Raw genomic sequence first — 18,129 nt, 5'->3', positions numbered from 1 at the left:
CTCCATATTTTGAGCGACATCTTCCGGAAACACTCCGAAACTTTCGATAGTGATGAGGTGGGGTTTCGTGGCACCCAGAAGGACCCTTGCGATGGCCGTCGCGGTGGCGCTCAGCGCCCTGGGACTGACCGCCTGCACCGACGACAGCTCCACCGGCAACGATGGCGGCAACGTCGAGATGCAGCTGTGGCACAACGCGACGACCGGGCCCGGTAAGGCGTTCTGGGAGAAGACGGTCGCCGATTTCCAGACGGCCCACCCGAACGTCAAGATCAAGATTCAGCAGGTGCAGAACGAGGACCTCGACGGCAAGCTCCAGACCGCGCTGAACTCCGGTTCCGCGCCGGACATCTTCCTCCAGCGCGGTGGCGGCAAGATGGCCGCGATGGTCGAGGCCGGCCAGCTCAAGGACATCACCGCCGACATCACCGACGCGACGAAACAGGCCGTCGGGGAGGCGGCCCTCAAGACCGGGCAAGTCGACGGGAAGGCGTACTCCGTACCCGTGTCGATCCTGCCCGGGGGTCTCTGGTACTCGAAGGACGTCTTCGCGAAGGCCGGTGTCACCACTCCCCCGGCCACGCTGGAGGAGCTCAACACCGCGGTCGGCAAGCTCAAGGCCAACGGCACGCCGATCGCCCTCGGCGCCAAGGACGCCTGGCCGGCCGCCCACTGGTACTACTTCTTCGCCCTGCGCGCGTGCAGCCCGGCCGCGCTCGACGCCGCCGCCAAGGACAAGACGTTCACCGACGCGTGCTGGACCAAGGCCGGTGAGGACCTCAAGGCGTTCGCCGACACCAAACCGTTCAACGAGGGATTCCTGACCACGTCGGCGCAGCAGGGCGCGGGCAGCTCGGCCGGTCTGGTGGCCAACTACAAGGCGAGCATGGAGCTGATGGGCGCCTGGGACCCGGGTGTCATCGCGTCGCTGACCAAGGACGCCAAGCCGCTGCCCGACCTGGGCTACTTCCCGTTCCCCGCGGTGCCGGGCGGCCAGGGAGACCCGGCCGCGATCATGGGTGGCGCGGACGGTTACTCCTGCTCGGCGCAGGCGCCGAAGGAGTGCGCCGACTTCCTCAACTACATCCTGACCAAGGACGTGCAGGAGGGCTACTACAAGGCGTTCAACGCGCTGCCGGTCAGCAAGGAGGCGCAGGGCGCGGTCACCGAGGACTACCTGAAGGCGGTTCTCGACGCCTACAACAAGGCGCCGTACGTGTCGCAGTGGCTCGACACGATCTACGGGCAGAACGTCGGCAACGCCCTCAACGTCGGTGTGGTGAACCTGCTCGCCGGTAAGGGCGACGTCGCCGGGATTCTCCAGGCCGTCAACGACGCAGCCAAGAAGGGCTGAGTGGCTTGGTCTCCCTGAGCACCCGAGTCCGGGACGGGGGTGGCGTCGCGGCGCCGCCTCCGGCCCGGCCCCGCCGGCGCGGCATCGGCTGGGCTCAGCGCCTCGAGATCGTGGCGCTGTCCGGCCCGGCCATCCTGATGTTCGTCGGCTTCGTGATCACCCCGGTCCTGCTGGCCGCCTACTACGGTTTCTACCGGTGGAAGGGATTCGGTCCACCGACCAATTTCGTGGGGCTCGACAATTACGTCACCATCCTGCAGGACAAGCTGTTCCACGAGGCGCTGTGGCACAACGCCCAGATCGTGGTGCTGTCGCTCGTCCTCCAGGGCCCGATCGCGCTCGGCCTGGCCCTGCTCCTCAACCAGAAGATGCGGGGCCAGTCGATCGTCCGCGTGCTGATCTTCGTCCCGTACGTGATCTCCGAGGTGATCGTCGGTACGGCGTGGGCCCTGCTGCTGCAGTCCGAGGGCGCGGTCAACGGCATCCTGCGGTCGATCGGCCTGGACGGGCTGGCCCAGGACTGGCTGGCCGATCCGGCCATCGCCATCTGGACGCTCATGCTCATCCTGACCTGGAAGTACGTCGGGTTCGCGGTGATCCTGTTCCTGGCCGGCATGCAGAACATCCCGGAGGAACTGTCCGAGGCCGCCGCGATGGACGGCGCCTCGTACTGGCAGACCCAGTGGCGGATCACCCTTCCGCTGCTCGGGCCGACCATCCGGATCTGGGGCTTCCTGTCGGTCATCGGCGCGCTGCAGCTGTTCGATCTGGTCTACATCATCTGGGGCCAGTACGTCGCCTCGACCGCCGGCACGTCGACCATGGCGACGTACATGGTCTCCGAGGGCCGCAACGCCGGCAACTACGGGTACGGCAACGCGGTGGCGGTCGTGCTCTTCATCATCTCGATGATCATCGCGCTCGTGTACCAGCGTCTCGTACTGCGCCGGGACACCCAGGGCGCGCTCACCGGAGGACGGTAGACATGGCCACGGCCACCCAGACGCGGAGCGGCAATCCGGTCGTCTACGCCGTCGCGCTCGCTCTCATCGGTGTCATGCTCGGCCCGGTCGTCTACATCATCATCGGGGGCTTCCGGACCAACTCGCAGATCACCACCGATCCCGCCGGCCTGCCGGACCCGTGGCAGTTCGGCAACTACGCCGACGTCCTGACCGGTGACACCTTCTGGCTCCAGGTCACCAACTCGACGATCGTCGCGGTGATCACCACGGCCGGTGTCGTCACGCTGGGGGTGATGGCCAGCTATGTACTGGCCCGTTACCACTTCCGGGGGCGGGGTGCGATGTACGCGCTGTTCGCGGCCGGGCTGATGTTCCCGCCCACAGTCGCGATCACCCCGCTGTACGTCCTGATCAAGAACTTGGGACTGGTGAACACCCTGCCCGGCATCATCCTGCCGCAGATCGCCTTCAGCCTGCCGACGACGGTCATCATCCTGGTGCCGTTCCTCCAGGCGATCCCGAGGGAGCTCGAGGAGGCAGCCGCCATCGACCGCCTCGGCCGGCTCGGCTTCTTCTGGCGGATGGTGCTGCCGCTGTCGGTGCCGGGCCTGATCACCGTCGGCATCCTGGCGTTCGTCAACAGCTGGAACAGCTACCTGCTGCCGTTGTTCATCCTGAACGACCAGGAAGCGTTCACGCTGCCGCTGGGGGTGCAGGCGTTCGCCTCGCAGTACTCGGTGGACACCGCGAAGGTGCTCGCGTTCACCTCGCTGTCGATGATTCCGGCGCTGGTGTTCTTCAGCCTGTTCGAACGCCGGATCGTCGGTGGCCTGACGGGGGCGGTCAAGGGCTGAACAGTCACCTCTGACCGGTATTCTCGCCACCATGACCACCTCGGCCCGGAGCCTTGAGTCCCGCTCGCGGATCCTCGACGCCGCCGTCACCTGCCTGCTGCGCGACGGCTACGCCCGGACCAGCACGATGTCGATCCAGGCCGAGGCGGGCATGTCGCGGGGCCGGATGCTGCACCAGTTCCCGTCCAAGGAGGAGTTGCTCGTCGCGGCGGCGCACCACATCTTCGCCGCGCGGCTGGAGGCGCCGGTGCCGGGCCCGCTCACCTCGCGGATCGCCGAGGCGTCCGGGCCCGGTGAGCGGATCGCCGTGGTCGTCGACTGCCTGTGGGCCAGTTTCCAGGAGCCGAGTTTCTGGGCGGCGACCGAGCTGTGGGTCGCCGCCCGGACCGAGCCGGCGCTGGCCGAGGCGATCGGGCCGGCCGAGCGGCGGCTCGGCCGGGCCATCCGCGAGCGGATGGACCAGCTCTTCGGGCCCGATCTGGTCGGCCGCCCCCTCTACCTCCCGGTCCGTCCGGTGCTTTTCACGAGCATGCGGGGTACGGCACTCAGCTACGCCTTCGACACGAGGGATCCGCGGACCGAGCCGATGCTGGAGCACTGGAAGGAGATCGCCCGGCACGCCCTGCTCGCGTGAAACAGACAGGCTTGACTGTTTTCGTGCCGACGGCGAGACTCGACCCGACCGGCCTGCTCCGCGCGGCCGGACTGCGAAGGGATCCCGCCGTGAGACTGACCAACAACGACGTCGCGCTCGTCACCGGTGGCGCGTCCGGCCTCGGCCTCGCCACCGTGCGGGCGCTCGCCGCCGAGGACGCCAAGGTCGTCATCGTCGACCTGCCCTCATCCGACGGCAAGGCGATCGCCGAGAGCATCGGCGGCGCCGTCTTCGCCCCCGCCGACGTGACGAGCGAGGAGTCGGTGACCGCCGCCCTCGACGCCGCCGACGCGCTGGGGCAGTTGCGGGTCGCGGTCAACTGCGCCGGAGTCGGCACCGCCGCCCGGGTCGTCGGCAAGTCCGGCCCGTTCCCCCTCGATCTCTACCGGCGCACCATCGAGGTCAACCTGATCGGCACGTTCAACGTGATCCGCCTGGCCGCCGAGCGCATCGCCCGCGCCGAGCCGGTCGACGGCGAGCGTGGCGTCATCGTCAACACGGCGTCGGTCGCGGCCTTCGACGGGCAGATCGGCCAGGCGGCGTACTCGGCCTCCAAAGGCGGCGTGGCCGCGATGACCCTGCCGATCGCCCGTGAGTTCGCCCAGTCACTGATCCGGGTCGTCACGATCGCCCCCGGCCTGTTCGAGACCCCGATGCTGGCCGGCCTGCCCGAGGACGCCAAGGCGTCACTCGGCGCCCAGGTCCCGCACCCGGCCCGTCTCGGCAAGCCGTCCGAGTTCGCCGACCTGGCCCTGGCCGTCGTCCGCAACCCGATGCTCAACGGCGAGACCATCCGCCTCGACGGTGCCATCCGGATGGCGCCGCGCTGACGGGCCTCCGCCGCCGTGGCAGGCCACGCCAACGTTGGCGGCGGGCATTTCCGGACAGTGACTGTCTAGGCCGCCCGCATGCGGCTGATGACGCGGCGCACCTCGTCGCGGTTCTTCGCCGACTTCAACCAGGCGGGAAGGCGCTCGACCAGCGTCTGGTGGTACCCATCCGGGGTCCGCTCCCGCAGCCGGGCGGTGACGAAGTCCTCCAGCAGCGTCAGGTGCGCCTCGTTGAACGCCCACAGCGTGCGCCCGTTGCGGCAGCTCGCGCGGAGCCACAGGGGAAGCCGGAAGAACGGATCAATCGGCCCGCCCCAGCTCGAATAGTTCCCCTTCGACTCCCACCACGCGGAATGCGTGCAGGTCGGACAGACGAGGCGGCGCGGCCAGGAGAGCACGGTCAGACCGTCGTGCGGCTGGGCGCTGATCACCGCCCGCGCGGAACAGCGCGGGCACACGACGTCGATGTCCTGCTCCGCCAGCGAATACAGCCCCACGAGAGGATCCCGGAACCGCTCCGGCCGGCGCTCGACGCTCATGGCGAGTCAGCATCACAGAGCCACCCGGAACCCGCATCCCGTTTACCGCTGACGGGGCTGGCGGGAGCCGGCACGATCAGCCGGTCCACGGTGGCGCGAACCGAGCCAGGTAGTCGCGGGCTCGTGGCAGCGGATCCCGCCAGTACTGGTGCGGCAGACGATGGTGATGCCGCTCGCAGAAGTCCGTCAGCTCTCCGGCGATCTCGGCGCTCCGGATCGGACGGCCCTCGAAGTCGGCATTGACCGTCAGCAGTTCGGGTTCGGAACTCCATCCGGAGAAGTCGAACGCCCACCCCTCCCACGTCGCGTAGACGTGGGAAGGATGTTCCTCGCCGGCCATGAACATCGCCGTCAGCCCGATCGCCCGGTCCGGGTAGGTCTCCCGGCAGACCGCGGCGAGGATGTGACACGCTCCCGCGGCGAAGAAGGCCTGATCAGTGCGTTCCCAGGACACACGCTGGTCGGACCGTTCGATCGGGGTCCGCCGGAACCGCCCCGCCGCCTCAGCCACCATGACAGCGAGGCTAATGCGCCGCGTCCGATCGACGGACATCGCACCCCACGTTCCGGCGAAACGGATCCCCGCCGGAGCAATAAGATCAGAACTTTCCGGTTCTTCAGTTCCAGCAGGCCGCCCGACCCGCATAAGCAATACTCGACAACGGCCCGGCCAAGGCGACAGTTGTCGCGCCGATATTCATGACGCCCGTAGCGGGAGTTTGTCACATGAAAACAATCCGATCCCAATCCTCGAAGATGCGCGCCGCAGGGGCCACCGTGCTTGCGACCGCGACACTCGTAACCGGTCTACCTGGTGTTTCTTTCGCCGGACCGGCCGAACCAGGCGAGTTCACCACCAAGGTCATCATCAAGAACCACACCGATCTCCTGATGACGCTCATCCATTCCCAAGTCACCTACGGAGAATGGACTTCAAGCCCGCCGGAGGAGATTTCCGCCGACGGTGTGGGCCGAATGGAAACGGCATCGACCGACGAGGAGGGCGGCACCGGGGGAACCGTCACGTACTTGACGAGTGAGGGCTCCGTGACCGTCTATTGGAATGATCCGGACACGCGGACGGACAACGAGTTCACGTGTGACGCGCCGAGTACGTTGACCTGCACGGCGACCGGCTCACCGAGGGGCAGGAAGCCCGTGGCGAACATCGACATCTACGACTGACGACGGAGTCTCAGCGCGATCCACTGTGTCAACGGCTCGCCGACCGGCGGCCCTCCTCGCGGGCCCTGGCCAGCATCGACCGGAGGTGCCGGCGGCGCAGGCGCCAGGCCAGTACCGGCAGGACGGCGGCCGCGGCGACGAGCAACTGGGGCCACGGCATCACCCACGCGGTGATCGAGGCGGTCACCAGTGGGGCGCTGGGCGGTGTCAGGGTCACCGTCGTGACGAGCCGGCCCAGGCCCCACACGCCGTCGATGCGTGCCGACTCGTCACGGGTGCCGCCCGGGAGCAGTTCGCCGGCGGCGAGCAGGGCCTCGCGCGTGCCGGCCAGGGAGGAGACCGCCGCGGTGCCGGGAACGTCGAGGCGTACGTTCCCGGTGTTCGCCGCCGTGTAGGTGACCTGGGCTGGAACGGGTTCCACGTCCGGTCCTACCGCATGGTGATCCGGTCGGCGGTGACCGCCGGCCGGAGGGTGCCGGACGCGCGCAGCAGCAACCGGAAGCCGACCCGGCTCTCGATCTGCACCGTGCCCTGGGTGCCTGCGACGGACGCGGCGATCCCCGCCGGATGGTCACCGGGGGTGACCGCGAGGTTGCGGGCGACCGACGCCGGCCCGCCGTGCAGCTGGTAGGACCGCCACGCCGCCTCGGAGATGTACTGGGTGTAGCTGTTCGACCAGTTCGCCGGGTCACCCGGGTTGTCCACGTACTTGCCGCTCTTGGCGACCTCGCCGGCGGACAGCCACGGCCCGTAGGACCAGGACGGATCGCGGAAGTACTTGAGGTCGTCGACGAACATGCCGACGGTCAGGACGATCGCGTTGTTGTAGCCCAGCACTCCCTCCATCGAGGTCGGGAACTGGTAGTCGTTGCCGGGCAGGTCGGCGTCGAGGAAGTTGTAGCGCATCAGCCACCACCGGTAGAACAACGTCTTGTCGATGTTGTCCTCCGGGCTGTCCAGATAGGGCACGTTCTGCACCCACCACCGGTTGTAGCCAGTAGCTGGGTGTCTGCCTGCGCTGGGCCGGGTCCTCGGTGAGCGCCGTCTCGGTCCCGCCGATCGCGGCCGTGATCGTGTAGCCGCTCGTGGCCAGCGACTCGATGTAGGCGAGTTTCCCACCGAACCCGAGGACACCGGGCTGGTGGGTCTTCATGAACGCGACCCGGCCCGGCTGAACAGGTGCTGGTTGGCGTCGCCGTTGGAGCCGCCCGGCTGGTTGCCGGTCCGCGCGAGCATGCGGTCGATCCAGAAGTCCTGGCCCGGTGCGCTACCGGCTCGGGCGGCGACGTCGGCCTCGAAGATCGCCTGGAGCTGGTTACGGGTGTGGTAGCCGGTGCGGTCGTCGGGAACCGGATTCGCGTCGCCCTTGAACACGGGGTAGGGGGTGTTCGTGTTCGGGGCCGCGTGCGCGGCGACCGGGGCGAGTGTCGTGAGCAGGAGGAGAGCGGCGGTGAAACCGGTTATGGAGCGGGGTGTCGGCATGAACGGAGACACCTCTCAGGTACGGCGGAAATAGGTGTGATAGCTGGCGTTGTCGCCGAGCAGGAGCGGCTCGAACAGGACGTCGCCGAGGGTGAAGGTGAGGGGGCGGGGCCCGGGCGCCGCGGTGGTGGGATCCACGGCGATCGGCAGGTGACCGGTCGCGGTGGACTTGGCGACCAGGGTGAGCGGGCCGTAGAGCAGCGCCTGCAGTGACGGGTCGTCGACGGTCTGCTCGACGTGCAGGCGGAACGGGAAGGTGACCTCGACCCGGTCGCCGGTACGCCAGTCCCGGTGGAGGCTGACGTAACCGTTCTCGGTCACCCGTACCCTCTGAGCTTTGCCGTTGATCTTGATGGTGAAGTCCTGCCGCGCCCACGCCGGGACCCGCAGCCGCAGATCGAACCGCGCCCGTCCGGTGATCGTCAGGGTCGAGGTGGGTGACCTGGGATAGTCGCCGGCCAGGGCGACCGTGACGCCCCGTTCGGCCCAGCGCAGCGTGGAGGCGATGTAGAGGTTGACGTGCAGGGTGCCGTTGTCGGGTGATCGGAACCAGACAGCGTCCTGGTACTTGGTGTGGTTCTCCAGGCCGGTGCCGCCGCAGCAGGTGCCGATGTTGCCGTAGCCGCGCCGCACGCCGGGACCGACCGGAAGCATGTAGGTGACCAGCGGATCGGTGGTGCTGTCGGCGTCGCGCCGCGATCCGAGGATCTGGTTGACCAGGGTCCGCTCGTAGTGGTCGAAGAACCGTGCGTCCGGGGTCAGGGCGAACAGGTTCCGCGCCACCTTGAGCATGTTGTACGCCGCGCACGTCTCCGCGTTGGTGTCGGTCACGATGCTGCCCGCGATCACGTCCCGCTTGCGGAACACCTCGCCCTGACCCGTTCCGCCGTGCACGTAGGTGCGGTGCGGGACCACCATGTCGTAGAAGTTCGCGGCGGCCGCCCGGTAGTCACCGCTCGCGCCCTGCTCGAACATCCGCAGGTAGCCGAGGAACTGCGGGATGTGCTGGTTGGCGTGTTTACCGTCGAGGGTGTCGGTGCCGGCCGCGCAGTCGGCGAGCAGTCTCGTGTTGTCGAAGTAGGCGGCGGTGGTGAGGAACGTCCGGTCACCGGTGAGAGCGGCCAGGTCGGCCATCACCTCGTTCATGCCGCCGTACTCCCCGGCGATGTAGAGCGACCACATCCGGTCCAGCTGCTCACGCGTGAGCTTGCTGAGCCGGGAGTGCACCCACTCCCCCATACCCCTGGCCACGTCCAGAGCTGTCGCGTTACCGGTCAGGGTGTGCGCGTCCAGGAGCCCGCGCATGATCTTGTGGCAGGTGTAGTATGGCGCCCAGATCGCCGGGTAGGTCACATACTGTTCGAGCTGGATGAACTGGGTCTCGGGGTAGGCGGCCAGGAACCCGGCGTGACTCGGGCCGGGCGGGCCGCCCGCACCGGTGACGACGGCGGCGTCCCAGCCCCGGCCGGACGAGTCGCCGACAGTGGTCCCGGCCGTCTCGTCGAACCGGTACCAGGCCAGGTTCCCCGTCGCGGTGGCCAGTTCCTCGGCGGTCAGCGCACGGTCGAACAGGTGGAACTCGTCGACGACCCCTTTCAGGCCGGCGTCGCCGTACTGGGAGCGCCCGATCCAGTTGTTCTTCGGGGCACCGAGAGCGGCCGGGGTCAGCGTCATCGCCGGGTTGGTGCCGGCCGCGACACCGTCGACATACAGCGTGCCGACCTGCCCGTCCAGCGTGACGGCGAGGGTCACCCACTCGCCGACCGGCAGCGGCGTGGCGACCGGGATGCGCTGCTCGCCGCCGCTGCCCGAGGTGGTGATCGCGAAGCGTGGGCCGGTGCCGTCGTGGACGGTCAGGAACATGTTGACGGCCGTGCCGACGCCGAAGTCGAATGCCCGCGACCAGGTGCGCAGCTCGTCGATCCGCAACCGGATCACGATCGTCGCGCTGGTCAGGCCGTCGATCGTGGCATCCGGCAGGCCCACGTAATGGCCGTCGCCGGACAGCTCCAGCCCACCGCCGGCCCAGGTCGCGGGCGGTGGCGGGGTGCCGGGCAGACCGACCTGGCCGGTCCACGCGTCCTGGCACTGCTTCAGCCCGGTGACGATCTGGTCGAGTTTCTCCTTGAAGACCGCCTCACCGGTGCCGGCCCACGCCTGCGCCAGCATCGACAGGAAGTGGCCGCTGTAATGGCCGCGCAGGTTGCCGGTCGCGTCGTCCCAGCCGCCCGGCGGTTGCGCGCCGAGCGTGTCCAGCCCGGCGGCGGCCCGGAAGTTGGACAGGATCCGGTCGGCCGGGTAGGCGCGGGCGTAGGCCAGGATCCGGTCACGTTTCTCGGTGAAGATGCTGGGGCCCAGGTCGACCTGGTTCAGCGAGAACGGGACGGCCCGCCAGGAGCGAGGTACGGGCAGGCCGTTGACGGTGGCGCACTTCTTCGGGGCGGCGTCGGCCGGCTGAGCGGAGATCATGGTCGCCACCGTGGCGGCGGCACTCCCCTGTAGCAAGAGTCGCCGGCTGATCGGGGTGTCGGACATCTGGCGGACTCACCTCTCGGGGGTCAGGGGGATCCAGACGCGCATGGTGGACGGGCCGCGGCGCGCCCACCGGTGATAGGGGTGGAGGGGCACCCGCAGCGATGCGGCGTCGCCCGCCGGGGCCGCGGGGCGGTACGGCCAGTCGTGGTCCTCGCTCGCGGCCGGCCGCAGACTCACCACGACGGTGCCGTCGGCATCCACCGGTACGGCGGCCGGGTCGAGGCGCAACGCGTCGAACGCCACGTGCGGTGGCACGTCGACCGACTCCAGGCAGTAGACGACCGGTCCGCGTTCCACGGCGGCGGTACCCCGTACCGCATCGATCCGGTCGTCTGCCGTGACCAGCCGCGGCTGAACCGGAAGCCGCAACCGCAGGACCTCTCCCGCCGTGAAACGGCGGCGGACCTGGACGAGACCGCGGCTGATCGGCAGACCGTCCAGAGTGGCCCCCGACGCCCAGGCCGGAACGCGCAGACTGAGCGTCCACGGGGTGTCCGGCCCGGCGACGATCCGGATCGTGACCAGGCCGTCGGCCGGGTAGGCGGTGTCGATCTCCAGGTGGTGGGCGCCGGTCCGGATGGTGGCCGAGGCGTACTGGTGGATCTGCACCCCGTCGTCGTCGACGGTCGCGACGTAGGCGGCGAGGCTCGCGAAGGTGCGGGCCAGGTTCGTCGGGCAGCACGACACGTCGAACCACGGCGCGCGCAGGTTGGAGGCGGCCCGCGGCACCTGCACGTCGGCCGGCGGCTCGGCGCCGAGGGTCCGCTGGTGCAGCGTGTTGGTGTAGAAGAAGCGGTCGCCGCCGTCGCCGGGCGAGGTGGCGATGACGTTGAACAGGGTCCGCTCGATCAGGTCGGCGTACCGCGGGTCGCCGTGCGCCAGCAGCAGCCGCCACGACAGCAGCACCGACCCGACACCGGCGCACGTCTCGCTGTAGGCCCGGTCCGGCGGGAGCACGAAATCCTCACCGAACGCCTCGTCCTGGTGCCGGGAACCCATGCCGCCGGTGAGGTAGGTACGCCGGGCGACGGTGTTGCGCCACTGCCGGGTCACCGCGTCGAGCAGCGCACCGTCACCGGTCTCGACCGCCACGTCCACCGCGCCGGCCGCCAGATAGGTGGCCCGGACGGCGTGCCCGCGGAACACGTCGGCGTCGCGGACCGGCATGTCGTCCTGGAAGTAGGACCGGCCGAACTCGATGTCGGCGAGCGTCCCGTGACCGTGCCGCTCCACGAACAGACGGGCCTGGTCGAGGTACCGGCGGACCCCGGTCAGCCGGTACAGCTCGACCAGCGCGAGCTCGATCTCGGCGTGGCCGCAGATCCCGTTGCGGCCCTCCGGACCGAACTCGGCGCACACGTGGTCGGCGGCCCGGATCGCCGCGTCGAGCAGCTCGTCCGGGCCGTAGGTGCGGGCCCGGGCCACCGCGGCCTGGATCAGGTAGCCGAACGAGTAGAGCTCGTGGCCCCATTCCAGGTCGCTGTAGCGGGGTGGCTGGCCGGGACGGCCGTACTTGGTGTTGAGATAGCCGTCCGGTTCCTGGGCCGCGACGACCCGACGCACGATCGTCCGGTAGCGGTTGTCGATGTCCGGGTCGCGGGTCCGGCCGTACTCCCAGGCCAGCGCCTCCAGGTACTTGTAGACCTCGGTGTCGGCGAACTCCCGCCCCCGCCGCTCCTGGAAGTCGAAGTTGGCGAGCCAGCCGGCCTTCTCCAGCCAGTGCTCGATGTGGCTCAAGGTGCGGGCCGAGTTGGTGTCCTGGCGCTGTTTCCAGAAGCCGGGCCGCAGCGTCACCTCGCCCACGCCGAGCGGCCGCAGCCGGCCACGAGTGGGTGCCACCGGTGTTCCGGACACAGCGGTGGCCAGTGTTTCGTCGATCGTCATGTGAATCATCAGCCCTTGAGTGCGCCGGACATGAAACCGCGGACGTAGTGCCGTTGGAGTGCGAGGAACAGGACGACGCAGGGCAGCGCGAGCACCACCACGCCGGCCTCGGTCGCGCCGTAGTCGACGATCCCCATCACCTGCTGGCGCATGTTCGCCACGGCCAGCGGGAGCGGCATCTTCGCCGAGTCGCTGATCAGTACGAGCGGGGTGATGAAGTCGTTCCAGGCGGCCAGGAAGGCGAACAGGCCGACCGTGATCAGGCCCGGCTTGACCGCCGGGACCAGCACGTACAGCAGGGTGCGCAGGCTGCCGCAGCCGTCGACCTGCGCCGACTCGGACAGGTCCGTCGGCACCGACTCGAACGAGATCCGCATCATGAACGTCGCGAACGGCAGCTGGAACATGGTGAGCACCAGCGCCAGGCCGAGCAGCGAGTCCTGCAGGCCGAGCTGGTTGAGCAGCACGTACAGCGGGATGAGCAGGGTCGCGTAGGGCACCATCAGGATCGCCAGCGTGACCAGGAACAGCACGTCACGGCCGGGGAACCGGAACCGGGCGAACGCGTAGCCGCCGAGCAGCGACACGACCAGCGTGAACGCCACCGTCATCAGCGACACCGCCGTCGAGTTCAGCAGATACTGGCCGACACCCGCCTGGTAGGCGGCGAGAGTCCGGTAGTTGCCGAAACCCCAGCCGTCGATCTGGGCCGAACCGGCCTGCGGGCTCACCGAGGCGACGCTCGCCCAGAGCAGCGGGAACAGGAACAACAGGGCGAGACCGCCGGTCAAAACCTTCTGAGGGGTACGGAACACGCGTCACCCTTCCTTCCCGCGCAGTCCCCGGAACTGCAGGACGTTGGCGATGAGCAGGGCGGCCAGCAGCATGATCGACAGCGCGGCGGCGCGGCCCAGGTCGTTGCCGCCGAAGAACGCGAAGTTGTAGATCAGCTGGACGACGGTCAGGGTGCTGTTGTCCGGCCCACCCTTGGTGAGCAGGTAGAACTGGTCGAACGCGAGCATCGACCCGGTGACGCAGAGGATCGTGCACAGCGCGATCGACGACCGCAGCAGCGGCAGGGTGACGTACCGGAACGTCTGCCAGCGGCCGGCACCGTCCAGCCGGGCCGCCTCGTACACGTCGGCCGGGATGCCCTGCAACCCGACCAGGAGCAGCAGCATGTAGAAACCGGCGAACCGCCACACGATCAGCGCGACCGTCGACCACAGCGCCGCCGTCGGGGTGCCCAGGAAGGACACCCCGAGGAAACCGAAAGGGCTGCTCTGCGGTGAGTAGAGGGCGTAGAACAGCAGCGACGCCGACGCCAGGCCGAGCGCGCTCGGGACCAGGAACGAGGTGCGCAGGAACCCGGTCCAGCGGCTGGACTCCTGGACGATCAGGGCCATCAGCAGGGCCAGGCCCAACAGGATCACCGTCGTGACCAGGGTGTACTTGACGGTGAACCAGACCGCCGGCCAGAACAGGCGGTACTCGACGACGTCGGTGAAGTTCGCCGGCGCGTTCAGGCCGCGGTCGCCGGCGAACAGGCCCCAGTCGGACACCGACATCCGGCCGACGAGCAGGATCGGCGTGACGAAGAAGATCAGCACGAACAGCGCGGTGGGTGCGGCGTACGCCCAGCCGGTCAACTTCCTCTTCCGGGCGGCGGCCGGCCTGGAGACCAGGCCGGACCGCTCGGTGATGCTGATCCGTGAGGCCACGCTCACTGGCCGAGCACCTGGGTGACGGCCTCGTTGTCCTTGTCCAGGGTGGACGCGTCGCCGTACACCTGGTTGCGGAGAAGGGTGACCCACGGGCTGCCCGGCGCGTTGAACGCCTGCTGGAAGTTGACCGCGACCGGGGTCTTGCTCGTCGGCAGGCCGGCGACCTTGTTGATGGTGGCGACCCGCGGGTCCTTGGCCGAGTACTGGTTGTCGGCCAGGTCGGTGCGGGCGACCGTGCTGTTGCCGGCGGCGAGCACGTCGACCTGTGCCTTGTCGGACATCAACCAGGCCATGAAGTTCCACGCCTGCTGGGTCTTCTCGGCGTCCTTGGAGATGCCGATGCCGTCGCCGCCGACGAACGTCGACTGGCCGCCGGTGACGCCCGGGATGCCGGTCACGCCGACGTCGACCGTCTTGGACGCGGTGGGCAGCAGCGTCGCCGGGTACGGCATCACGCCGATCTTGCCCTCCTGGAACGCGGCGACCCAGGTGGCGCCGGTCTCGTCCTTCGAGCCGGGTGCGATGGCGCCGGCCGTCTGCAGGTCACGCCAGGTGCTGTAGACCTTCTGCGAAGCGGTGCCGTTGAGCAGCGACTTCTTGCCGTCGGAGTCCATCACGTCCTCGCCGCTGGCCCACACCATCGGGAACCAGGTGAAGACGTTGCAGCCACCGCAGTTGCCGCCGAAGTAGGTGCCGTAGGTGTCCGCCTTCTTCAGGTTCTGCACGGCCAGGGCCTGCTGCTTGAACTCGTCGAGTGTGGTCGGACCCTTCTCCGGGTCGAGACCGGCCTCCTTGTAGAGCGCCTTGTTCCAGAAGATCACCGACAGGTCCAGGACGAACGGGAGCACGTACTTCTTGCCCTCGTGCGTGCCGGCGGCCAGGTGCCCCTGGTTGATCTCGTCCGCGTAGGGCAGCTTGGCGATGCTCTCGGTGAGGTCGGAGAACAGGCCCGCCTCGGTCCAGTTCGGCACGTAGACGATGTCGGCGGCGAACAGGTCCGGCAGGTCACCGCTGCCGGCCGCGGCGCCGACCTTCGCCACGTAGTCGTCGTTCGGGACGATGGTCAGCTTCACCTGGTTCTTGTGCGACTTGTTGTAGGCGTCGACCAGGGCCTTGGCCTGGAGCTCGAGCGGCGCCCGGGTCCACAGGGTCAGCTCGGACCCGTCGTCCACACCGTCGACACCCGCACCGGTCGGCGCCTGGGCCTCGCTCCGACTGCCGGAGGACGAGCAGGCGACCAGTGGCCCGGCCATGAGGGCCGCCAGCGCGGTCCACACCAGGATTCTTCGCACGGAATACCTCCATGAATCGCTTTCAGAAAGTTTCGGAAGGTTTCAGCGGCTGCCCTAGAAGACGCAGCCCAGCTGGGAGATCTGCTGTCCATGCCGGACCGAAAAGGTTTTCAGGAACGTAATACTCCAGCAAACGCCCTGTCAAGGGGTCCGCGGCGTGGCGGCCGCTCACATGGATCTATTTGGTAACGCGTAGGACATCTTGCCGAAAACGGTTTCGTAAGGCACCGTGGCCCGAACATCGAAACGATTCGATGCTATGTCTCGAAGGAGGGATCCATGCGAAGGAGATTGATCGCCGTGCTGCTGGCGATCTTCCTGACCCCGGCCTCGGCGGCCCTCGCCGCACCGGCCACCTGGAGTCCGCCGTCCAACCTGGTCACCCCGCTCAACCAGGTCTGGCAGCACCAGGAGCAGACCTACAACAACGGCAACCTGTACGGGTTCCGCAACTACGGCTGGGACCAGATCATGGCCAACCGTGGGTACATCAACTACTGCGTCCGCTGGGACTCGTCGGCGTCGGTGACGGCCGCCCAGCGCGACCAGATCCACGCCGCCCTGGCCCGGCAGCACAAGAAATGGATGGACGAACTCGTCGGGCACAACGCGTGGCCGTACGGCGACGTGCCGGTCAAGGTCGTCGGCTGGGCCGTCCGCAACCGCTCACAGCTCCAGTGGACGGACACCTCCGTCGACATCTACGTCAACGACATCCGCGAGAACGCCCCACAGTGCTCCACCCCGTGCGGGCGGTTCTTCCACCAGAACGGGCAGTACCCCAGCTGCCCCGGCGGCTACGCCCGCCACTACGACCAGTCACTGTGGCTGACCGACGGTTTCGGCGGCGGCGCGGGCGGCGACTGGGGCCAGCGGATGGGCCGCGAGTACTTCATGAACAACATCAACACCGCCGACATGACGATCCTGCTGCACGAGATCGGCCACACGTGGGGTCTCGACGACTTCTACGACTGGACCCCGTCCGGCGTCAGCAACTTCATCATGAGAGCGGGCAGCAGCGCGTCGATCACCGAGTTCGACGCCTGGATGTTCCGCGACTGGTGGCGGCATCTCAAGAGCCGCTACGGCTACTGATCGCGCCGTCCCCCACAAGTAGGTGAACCCGTCCCGGCCGGCTTCCCCGCCGGCCGGGCGTCACCATTGATCCATGATTCCGGGAACACGCCTGCTCCTCGTCCGGCACGCCATGCCACACATCGAACCCGACGTTCCGGCCGAGCACTGGCATCTCGGCGCCGAGGGCCTCACCGCGGCCCGGCGGCTGGCCCCGCGGATCCCCGCGAACGCATACCTGGTGGCGAGCACCGAGCCCAAGGCTCAGGAAACCCTCCGGCAGGTCACCACAGCGTCGCCAGTCCGGGCCGATTCCTCCTTCGCGGAGGTACGCCGTCCGCATGAATGGTCCGATCCGGACGTCTACCGCGCGACTGCCCAGGCCTACGTCCAAGGCGCGCCCATGGACGGGTGGGAACGTCACGCGGACGCTGTCGCACGGTTTGACGCGGGTGTCGCACACCATGCCGGTCTTGCCTTCCCGGCAGGTCAAACCTTGGTCATCGGAACACACGGGCTCGCGGTGACCCTGTGGCTGGCCAGCAGGTTCCCGCTGCGGCCCGGGTACTTCTGGGCGCGCCTGCGCCTGCCCGATCTGATCGACGTCGACCTCTCCACCGGGACCGTGAAAGTCTGACCGCCATGCCCTTCGCCATCGAGCTCTTCCTCGACGAACACTCCGACCGGCTGGTCAGGCATATCTGGGCGGCGCTCGACGCGCACGGCGTCGGCTCGCTCGGCAGCCGGCCCGGATCGGGCCGCCACCCCCATGTGTCGCTGTCCGTCTTCGAGCACGGTGATGCCTCAACGGTCTCCGACGTGCTCCGGCCGATGCTCGCCGACGTCGCCGGGCTGTCCCTCCCGCTGGCGAACCTCGGCTTCTTCCTCACCGACGAGTCGGTCGCCTTTCTCGGCGTCGTCCCCTCGCAGCGGCTGCTGGCCCTGCACCGGCAGGTCCACGAGGCCATCGAGCCGATCGTCGAGGGTGTCTGGCCGTACTACCGGCCCGACGCGCTGGTGCCGCACTGCACCCTCGCGACCGGGGTGACCGATCGGGCGGTGGTCATCGACGTCGTCTCCGGCTTCACCCTCCCGATTCACGCGGTGGCCGCGTCGGGCCGCCTGGTCGAGGTGCTGTGACGCCTGGCCCGGTCCTCTTAGGATCTGGCCGCGGCCTCCCGCGATGACACCAATCCGCCGCCCTTCATATTCGCCGTCGTCGTGTTCATGTGGTGGAAGATCGGGGACGACTGGCGGGTCTGCTCAACGTCCTGACACGTCCGGGCCGGACCGTAGGACGGCGCGGGCCTGGTCGGCGGCGCGGGTGATGCTCTCGCTGATGAAATCCAGGAAGCGGGCCACGTTTTCCAGACGGGCCGCGGCGAGCGAGTCGGCGCCCAGCACCGCCGCACCCTGGCGGGCGACGGCGACGAGCTGGTCGTTGGCCCGGGCGCTGGCGATGGTCGCCTGGTAGAAGAGCTCGTCGTCGACGATGTAACGGTCGCGGCGGCGCTCGTCGCGCTCCCGCCGGACCAGGCTCTGACTCTCCAGGAACGCGATCGCCTTCGACACCGAGGCGGGGCTGACCTGCATGCGCCGGGCCAGCTCGGCCGCTGTGAGGCTGCCCGAGTCGGTGACGAACAGGCAGGTCAGCACGCGGGCGCTCATCCGGGAGACACCCGAGGCTATGAGCACGGTCGTCAGCGTCTCCTCATACTCCTCGACCGCCTCGCTGTCCCGGCCCGGCGGCCGG

The 18,129-nt window shown here is 68.6% G+C and carries 20 protein-coding genes; 9 read left to right on the top strand and 11 right to left on the bottom strand.

From position 1 onward, the window contains the following. The first annotated feature begins 91 nt into the window (after window positions 1-91). The 5 genes from ACFO0C_RS17195 (at window position 92) to ACFO0C_RS17175 (ending at window position 4,658) form a co-directional block, all read left to right on the top strand. Window positions 92-1,354 carry an ABC transporter substrate-binding protein gene (locus tag ACFO0C_RS17195; protein ID WP_378067641.1) on the top strand — a complete coding sequence of 421 codons (1,263 nt, stop codon included), beginning with the start codon at window positions 92-94 and terminating at the stop codon, window positions 1,352-1,354. Between the two features lie 14 nt (window positions 1,355-1,368). Beyond that, window positions 1,369-2,337 carry a carbohydrate ABC transporter permease gene (locus ACFO0C_RS17190; protein ID WP_378067674.1) on the top strand — a complete coding sequence of 323 codons (969 nt, stop codon included), beginning with the start codon at window positions 1,369-1,371 and terminating at the stop codon, window positions 2,335-2,337. Between the two features lie 2 nt (window positions 2,338-2,339). After that, window positions 2,340-3,173, top strand: coding sequence for a carbohydrate ABC transporter permease (locus ACFO0C_RS17185; protein WP_378067640.1), 834 nt, complete (start codon window positions 2,340-2,342; stop codon window positions 3,171-3,173). Between the two features lie 31 nt (window positions 3,174-3,204). Then, entirely contained in the window at window positions 3,205-3,807 is a 603-nt protein-coding gene (locus tag ACFO0C_RS17180; protein ID WP_378067639.1) for a TetR/AcrR family transcriptional regulator, read from the top strand. An 89-nt stretch (window positions 3,808-3,896) separates the two neighbouring features. Next, window positions 3,897-4,658 (top strand): 3-hydroxyacyl-CoA dehydrogenase, encoded by a 762-nt coding sequence (locus ACFO0C_RS17175; protein WP_378067638.1) that lies wholly within the window; start codon window positions 3,897-3,899, stop codon window positions 4,656-4,658. A gap of 65 nt (window positions 4,659-4,723) precedes the next feature. On the opposite strand, the gene ACFO0C_RS17170 is transcribed toward ACFO0C_RS17175, so the two are convergent. Together ACFO0C_RS17170 and ACFO0C_RS17165 are read right to left on the bottom strand one after the other, a co-directional pair. Beyond that, complete coding sequence (locus tag ACFO0C_RS17170; protein WP_378067637.1) at window positions 4,724-5,197, bottom strand: hypothetical protein; 474 nt, start codon at window positions 5,195-5,197, stop codon at window positions 4,724-4,726. 76 nt (window positions 5,198-5,273) lie between these two features. Then, window positions 5,274-5,711, bottom strand: coding sequence for a hypothetical protein (locus tag ACFO0C_RS17165; RefSeq protein WP_378067636.1), 438 nt, complete (start codon window positions 5,709-5,711; stop codon window positions 5,274-5,276). A gap of 212 nt (window positions 5,712-5,923) precedes the next feature. On the opposite strand from ACFO0C_RS17165, the gene ACFO0C_RS17160 reads away from it, so the two are divergent. Then, window positions 5,924-6,382 (top strand): hypothetical protein, encoded by a 459-nt coding sequence (locus ACFO0C_RS17160; RefSeq protein WP_378067635.1) that lies wholly within the window; start codon window positions 5,924-5,926, stop codon window positions 6,380-6,382. 28 nt (window positions 6,383-6,410) lie between these two features. On the opposite strand, the gene ACFO0C_RS17155 is transcribed toward ACFO0C_RS17160, so the two are convergent. From ACFO0C_RS17155 to ACFO0C_RS17120, 8 genes are all read right to left on the bottom strand, one after another. Continuing rightward, window positions 6,411-6,803 (bottom strand): hypothetical protein, encoded by a 393-nt coding sequence (locus ACFO0C_RS17155; protein WP_378067634.1) that lies wholly within the window; start codon window positions 6,801-6,803, stop codon window positions 6,411-6,413. Window positions 6,804-6,811: 8 nt separating this feature from the next. Then, window positions 6,812-7,351 (bottom strand): hypothetical protein, encoded by a 540-nt coding sequence (locus ACFO0C_RS17150; protein ID WP_378067633.1) that lies wholly within the window; start codon window positions 7,349-7,351, stop codon window positions 6,812-6,814. A gap of 180 nt (window positions 7,352-7,531) precedes the next feature. Continuing rightward, window positions 7,532-7,864 (bottom strand): hypothetical protein, encoded by a 333-nt coding sequence (locus tag ACFO0C_RS17145; protein ID WP_378067632.1) that lies wholly within the window; start codon window positions 7,862-7,864, stop codon window positions 7,532-7,534. A gap of 15 nt (window positions 7,865-7,879) precedes the next feature. Beyond that, window positions 7,880-10,333, bottom strand: coding sequence for a beta-L-arabinofuranosidase domain-containing protein (locus tag ACFO0C_RS17140; protein ID WP_378067631.1), 2,454 nt, complete (start codon window positions 10,331-10,333; stop codon window positions 7,880-7,882). A 75-nt stretch (window positions 10,334-10,408) separates the two neighbouring features. Next, on the bottom strand, window positions 10,409-12,283 hold the full coding sequence (locus ACFO0C_RS17135; RefSeq protein WP_378067630.1) for a glycoside hydrolase family 127 protein: 1,875 nt from the start codon (window positions 12,281-12,283) through the stop codon (window positions 10,409-10,411). 8 nt (window positions 12,284-12,291) lie between these two features. Beyond that, complete coding sequence (locus ACFO0C_RS17130; protein ID WP_378067629.1) at window positions 12,292-13,098, bottom strand: carbohydrate ABC transporter permease; 807 nt, start codon at window positions 13,096-13,098, stop codon at window positions 12,292-12,294. Between the two features lie 3 nt (window positions 13,099-13,101). Beyond that, window positions 13,102-14,010, bottom strand: coding sequence for a carbohydrate ABC transporter permease (locus ACFO0C_RS17125; protein ID WP_378067628.1), 909 nt, complete (start codon window positions 14,008-14,010; stop codon window positions 13,102-13,104). Further along, the gene (locus ACFO0C_RS17120; protein WP_378067627.1) at window positions 14,007-15,299 is read right to left on the bottom strand and encodes an ABC transporter substrate-binding protein; all 1,293 of its coding nucleotides are present in this window, start codon (window positions 15,297-15,299) and stop codon (window positions 14,007-14,009) included. The genes ACFO0C_RS17125 and ACFO0C_RS17120 overlap by 4 nt, the downstream gene beginning before the upstream one ends. A gap of 279 nt (window positions 15,300-15,578) precedes the next feature. Between ACFO0C_RS17120 and ACFO0C_RS17115 the strand changes: the two genes are divergently transcribed. The 3 genes from ACFO0C_RS17115 to ACFO0C_RS17105 all read left to right on the top strand — a co-directional run bounded on the left by ACFO0C_RS17115 (window position 15,579) and on the right by ACFO0C_RS17105 (window position 17,516). Beyond that, a complete protein-coding gene (locus ACFO0C_RS17115) occupies window positions 15,579-16,397 on the top strand; it encodes a hypothetical protein (protein ID WP_378067626.1) in 819 nt (272 codons plus the stop codon). Window positions 16,398-16,470: 73 nt separating this feature from the next. Then, window positions 16,471-17,013, top strand: coding sequence for a histidine phosphatase family protein (locus tag ACFO0C_RS17110; RefSeq protein ID WP_378067625.1), 543 nt, complete (start codon window positions 16,471-16,473; stop codon window positions 17,011-17,013). A 5-nt stretch (window positions 17,014-17,018) separates the two neighbouring features. Continuing rightward, entirely contained in the window at window positions 17,019-17,516 is a 498-nt protein-coding gene (locus ACFO0C_RS17105; RefSeq protein WP_378067624.1) for a 2'-5' RNA ligase family protein, read from the top strand. A gap of 123 nt (window positions 17,517-17,639) precedes the next feature. Here ACFO0C_RS17105 and ACFO0C_RS17100 read toward each other — a convergent pair. Next, the coding region (locus ACFO0C_RS17100; RefSeq protein WP_378067623.1) for a MarR family transcriptional regulator at window positions 17,640-18,129 on the bottom strand (490 nt) is incomplete at its 5' end.

This window comes from Actinoplanes subglobosus, assembly GCF_042650585.1.
GTDB classification, from domain to species: domain Bacteria; phylum Actinomycetota; class Actinomycetes; order Mycobacteriales; family Micromonosporaceae; genus Actinoplanes; species Actinoplanes subglobosus.
Note: the sequence above shows the minus strand (reverse complement) of the source record. Positions and strands in the feature narration are given on the sequence as shown.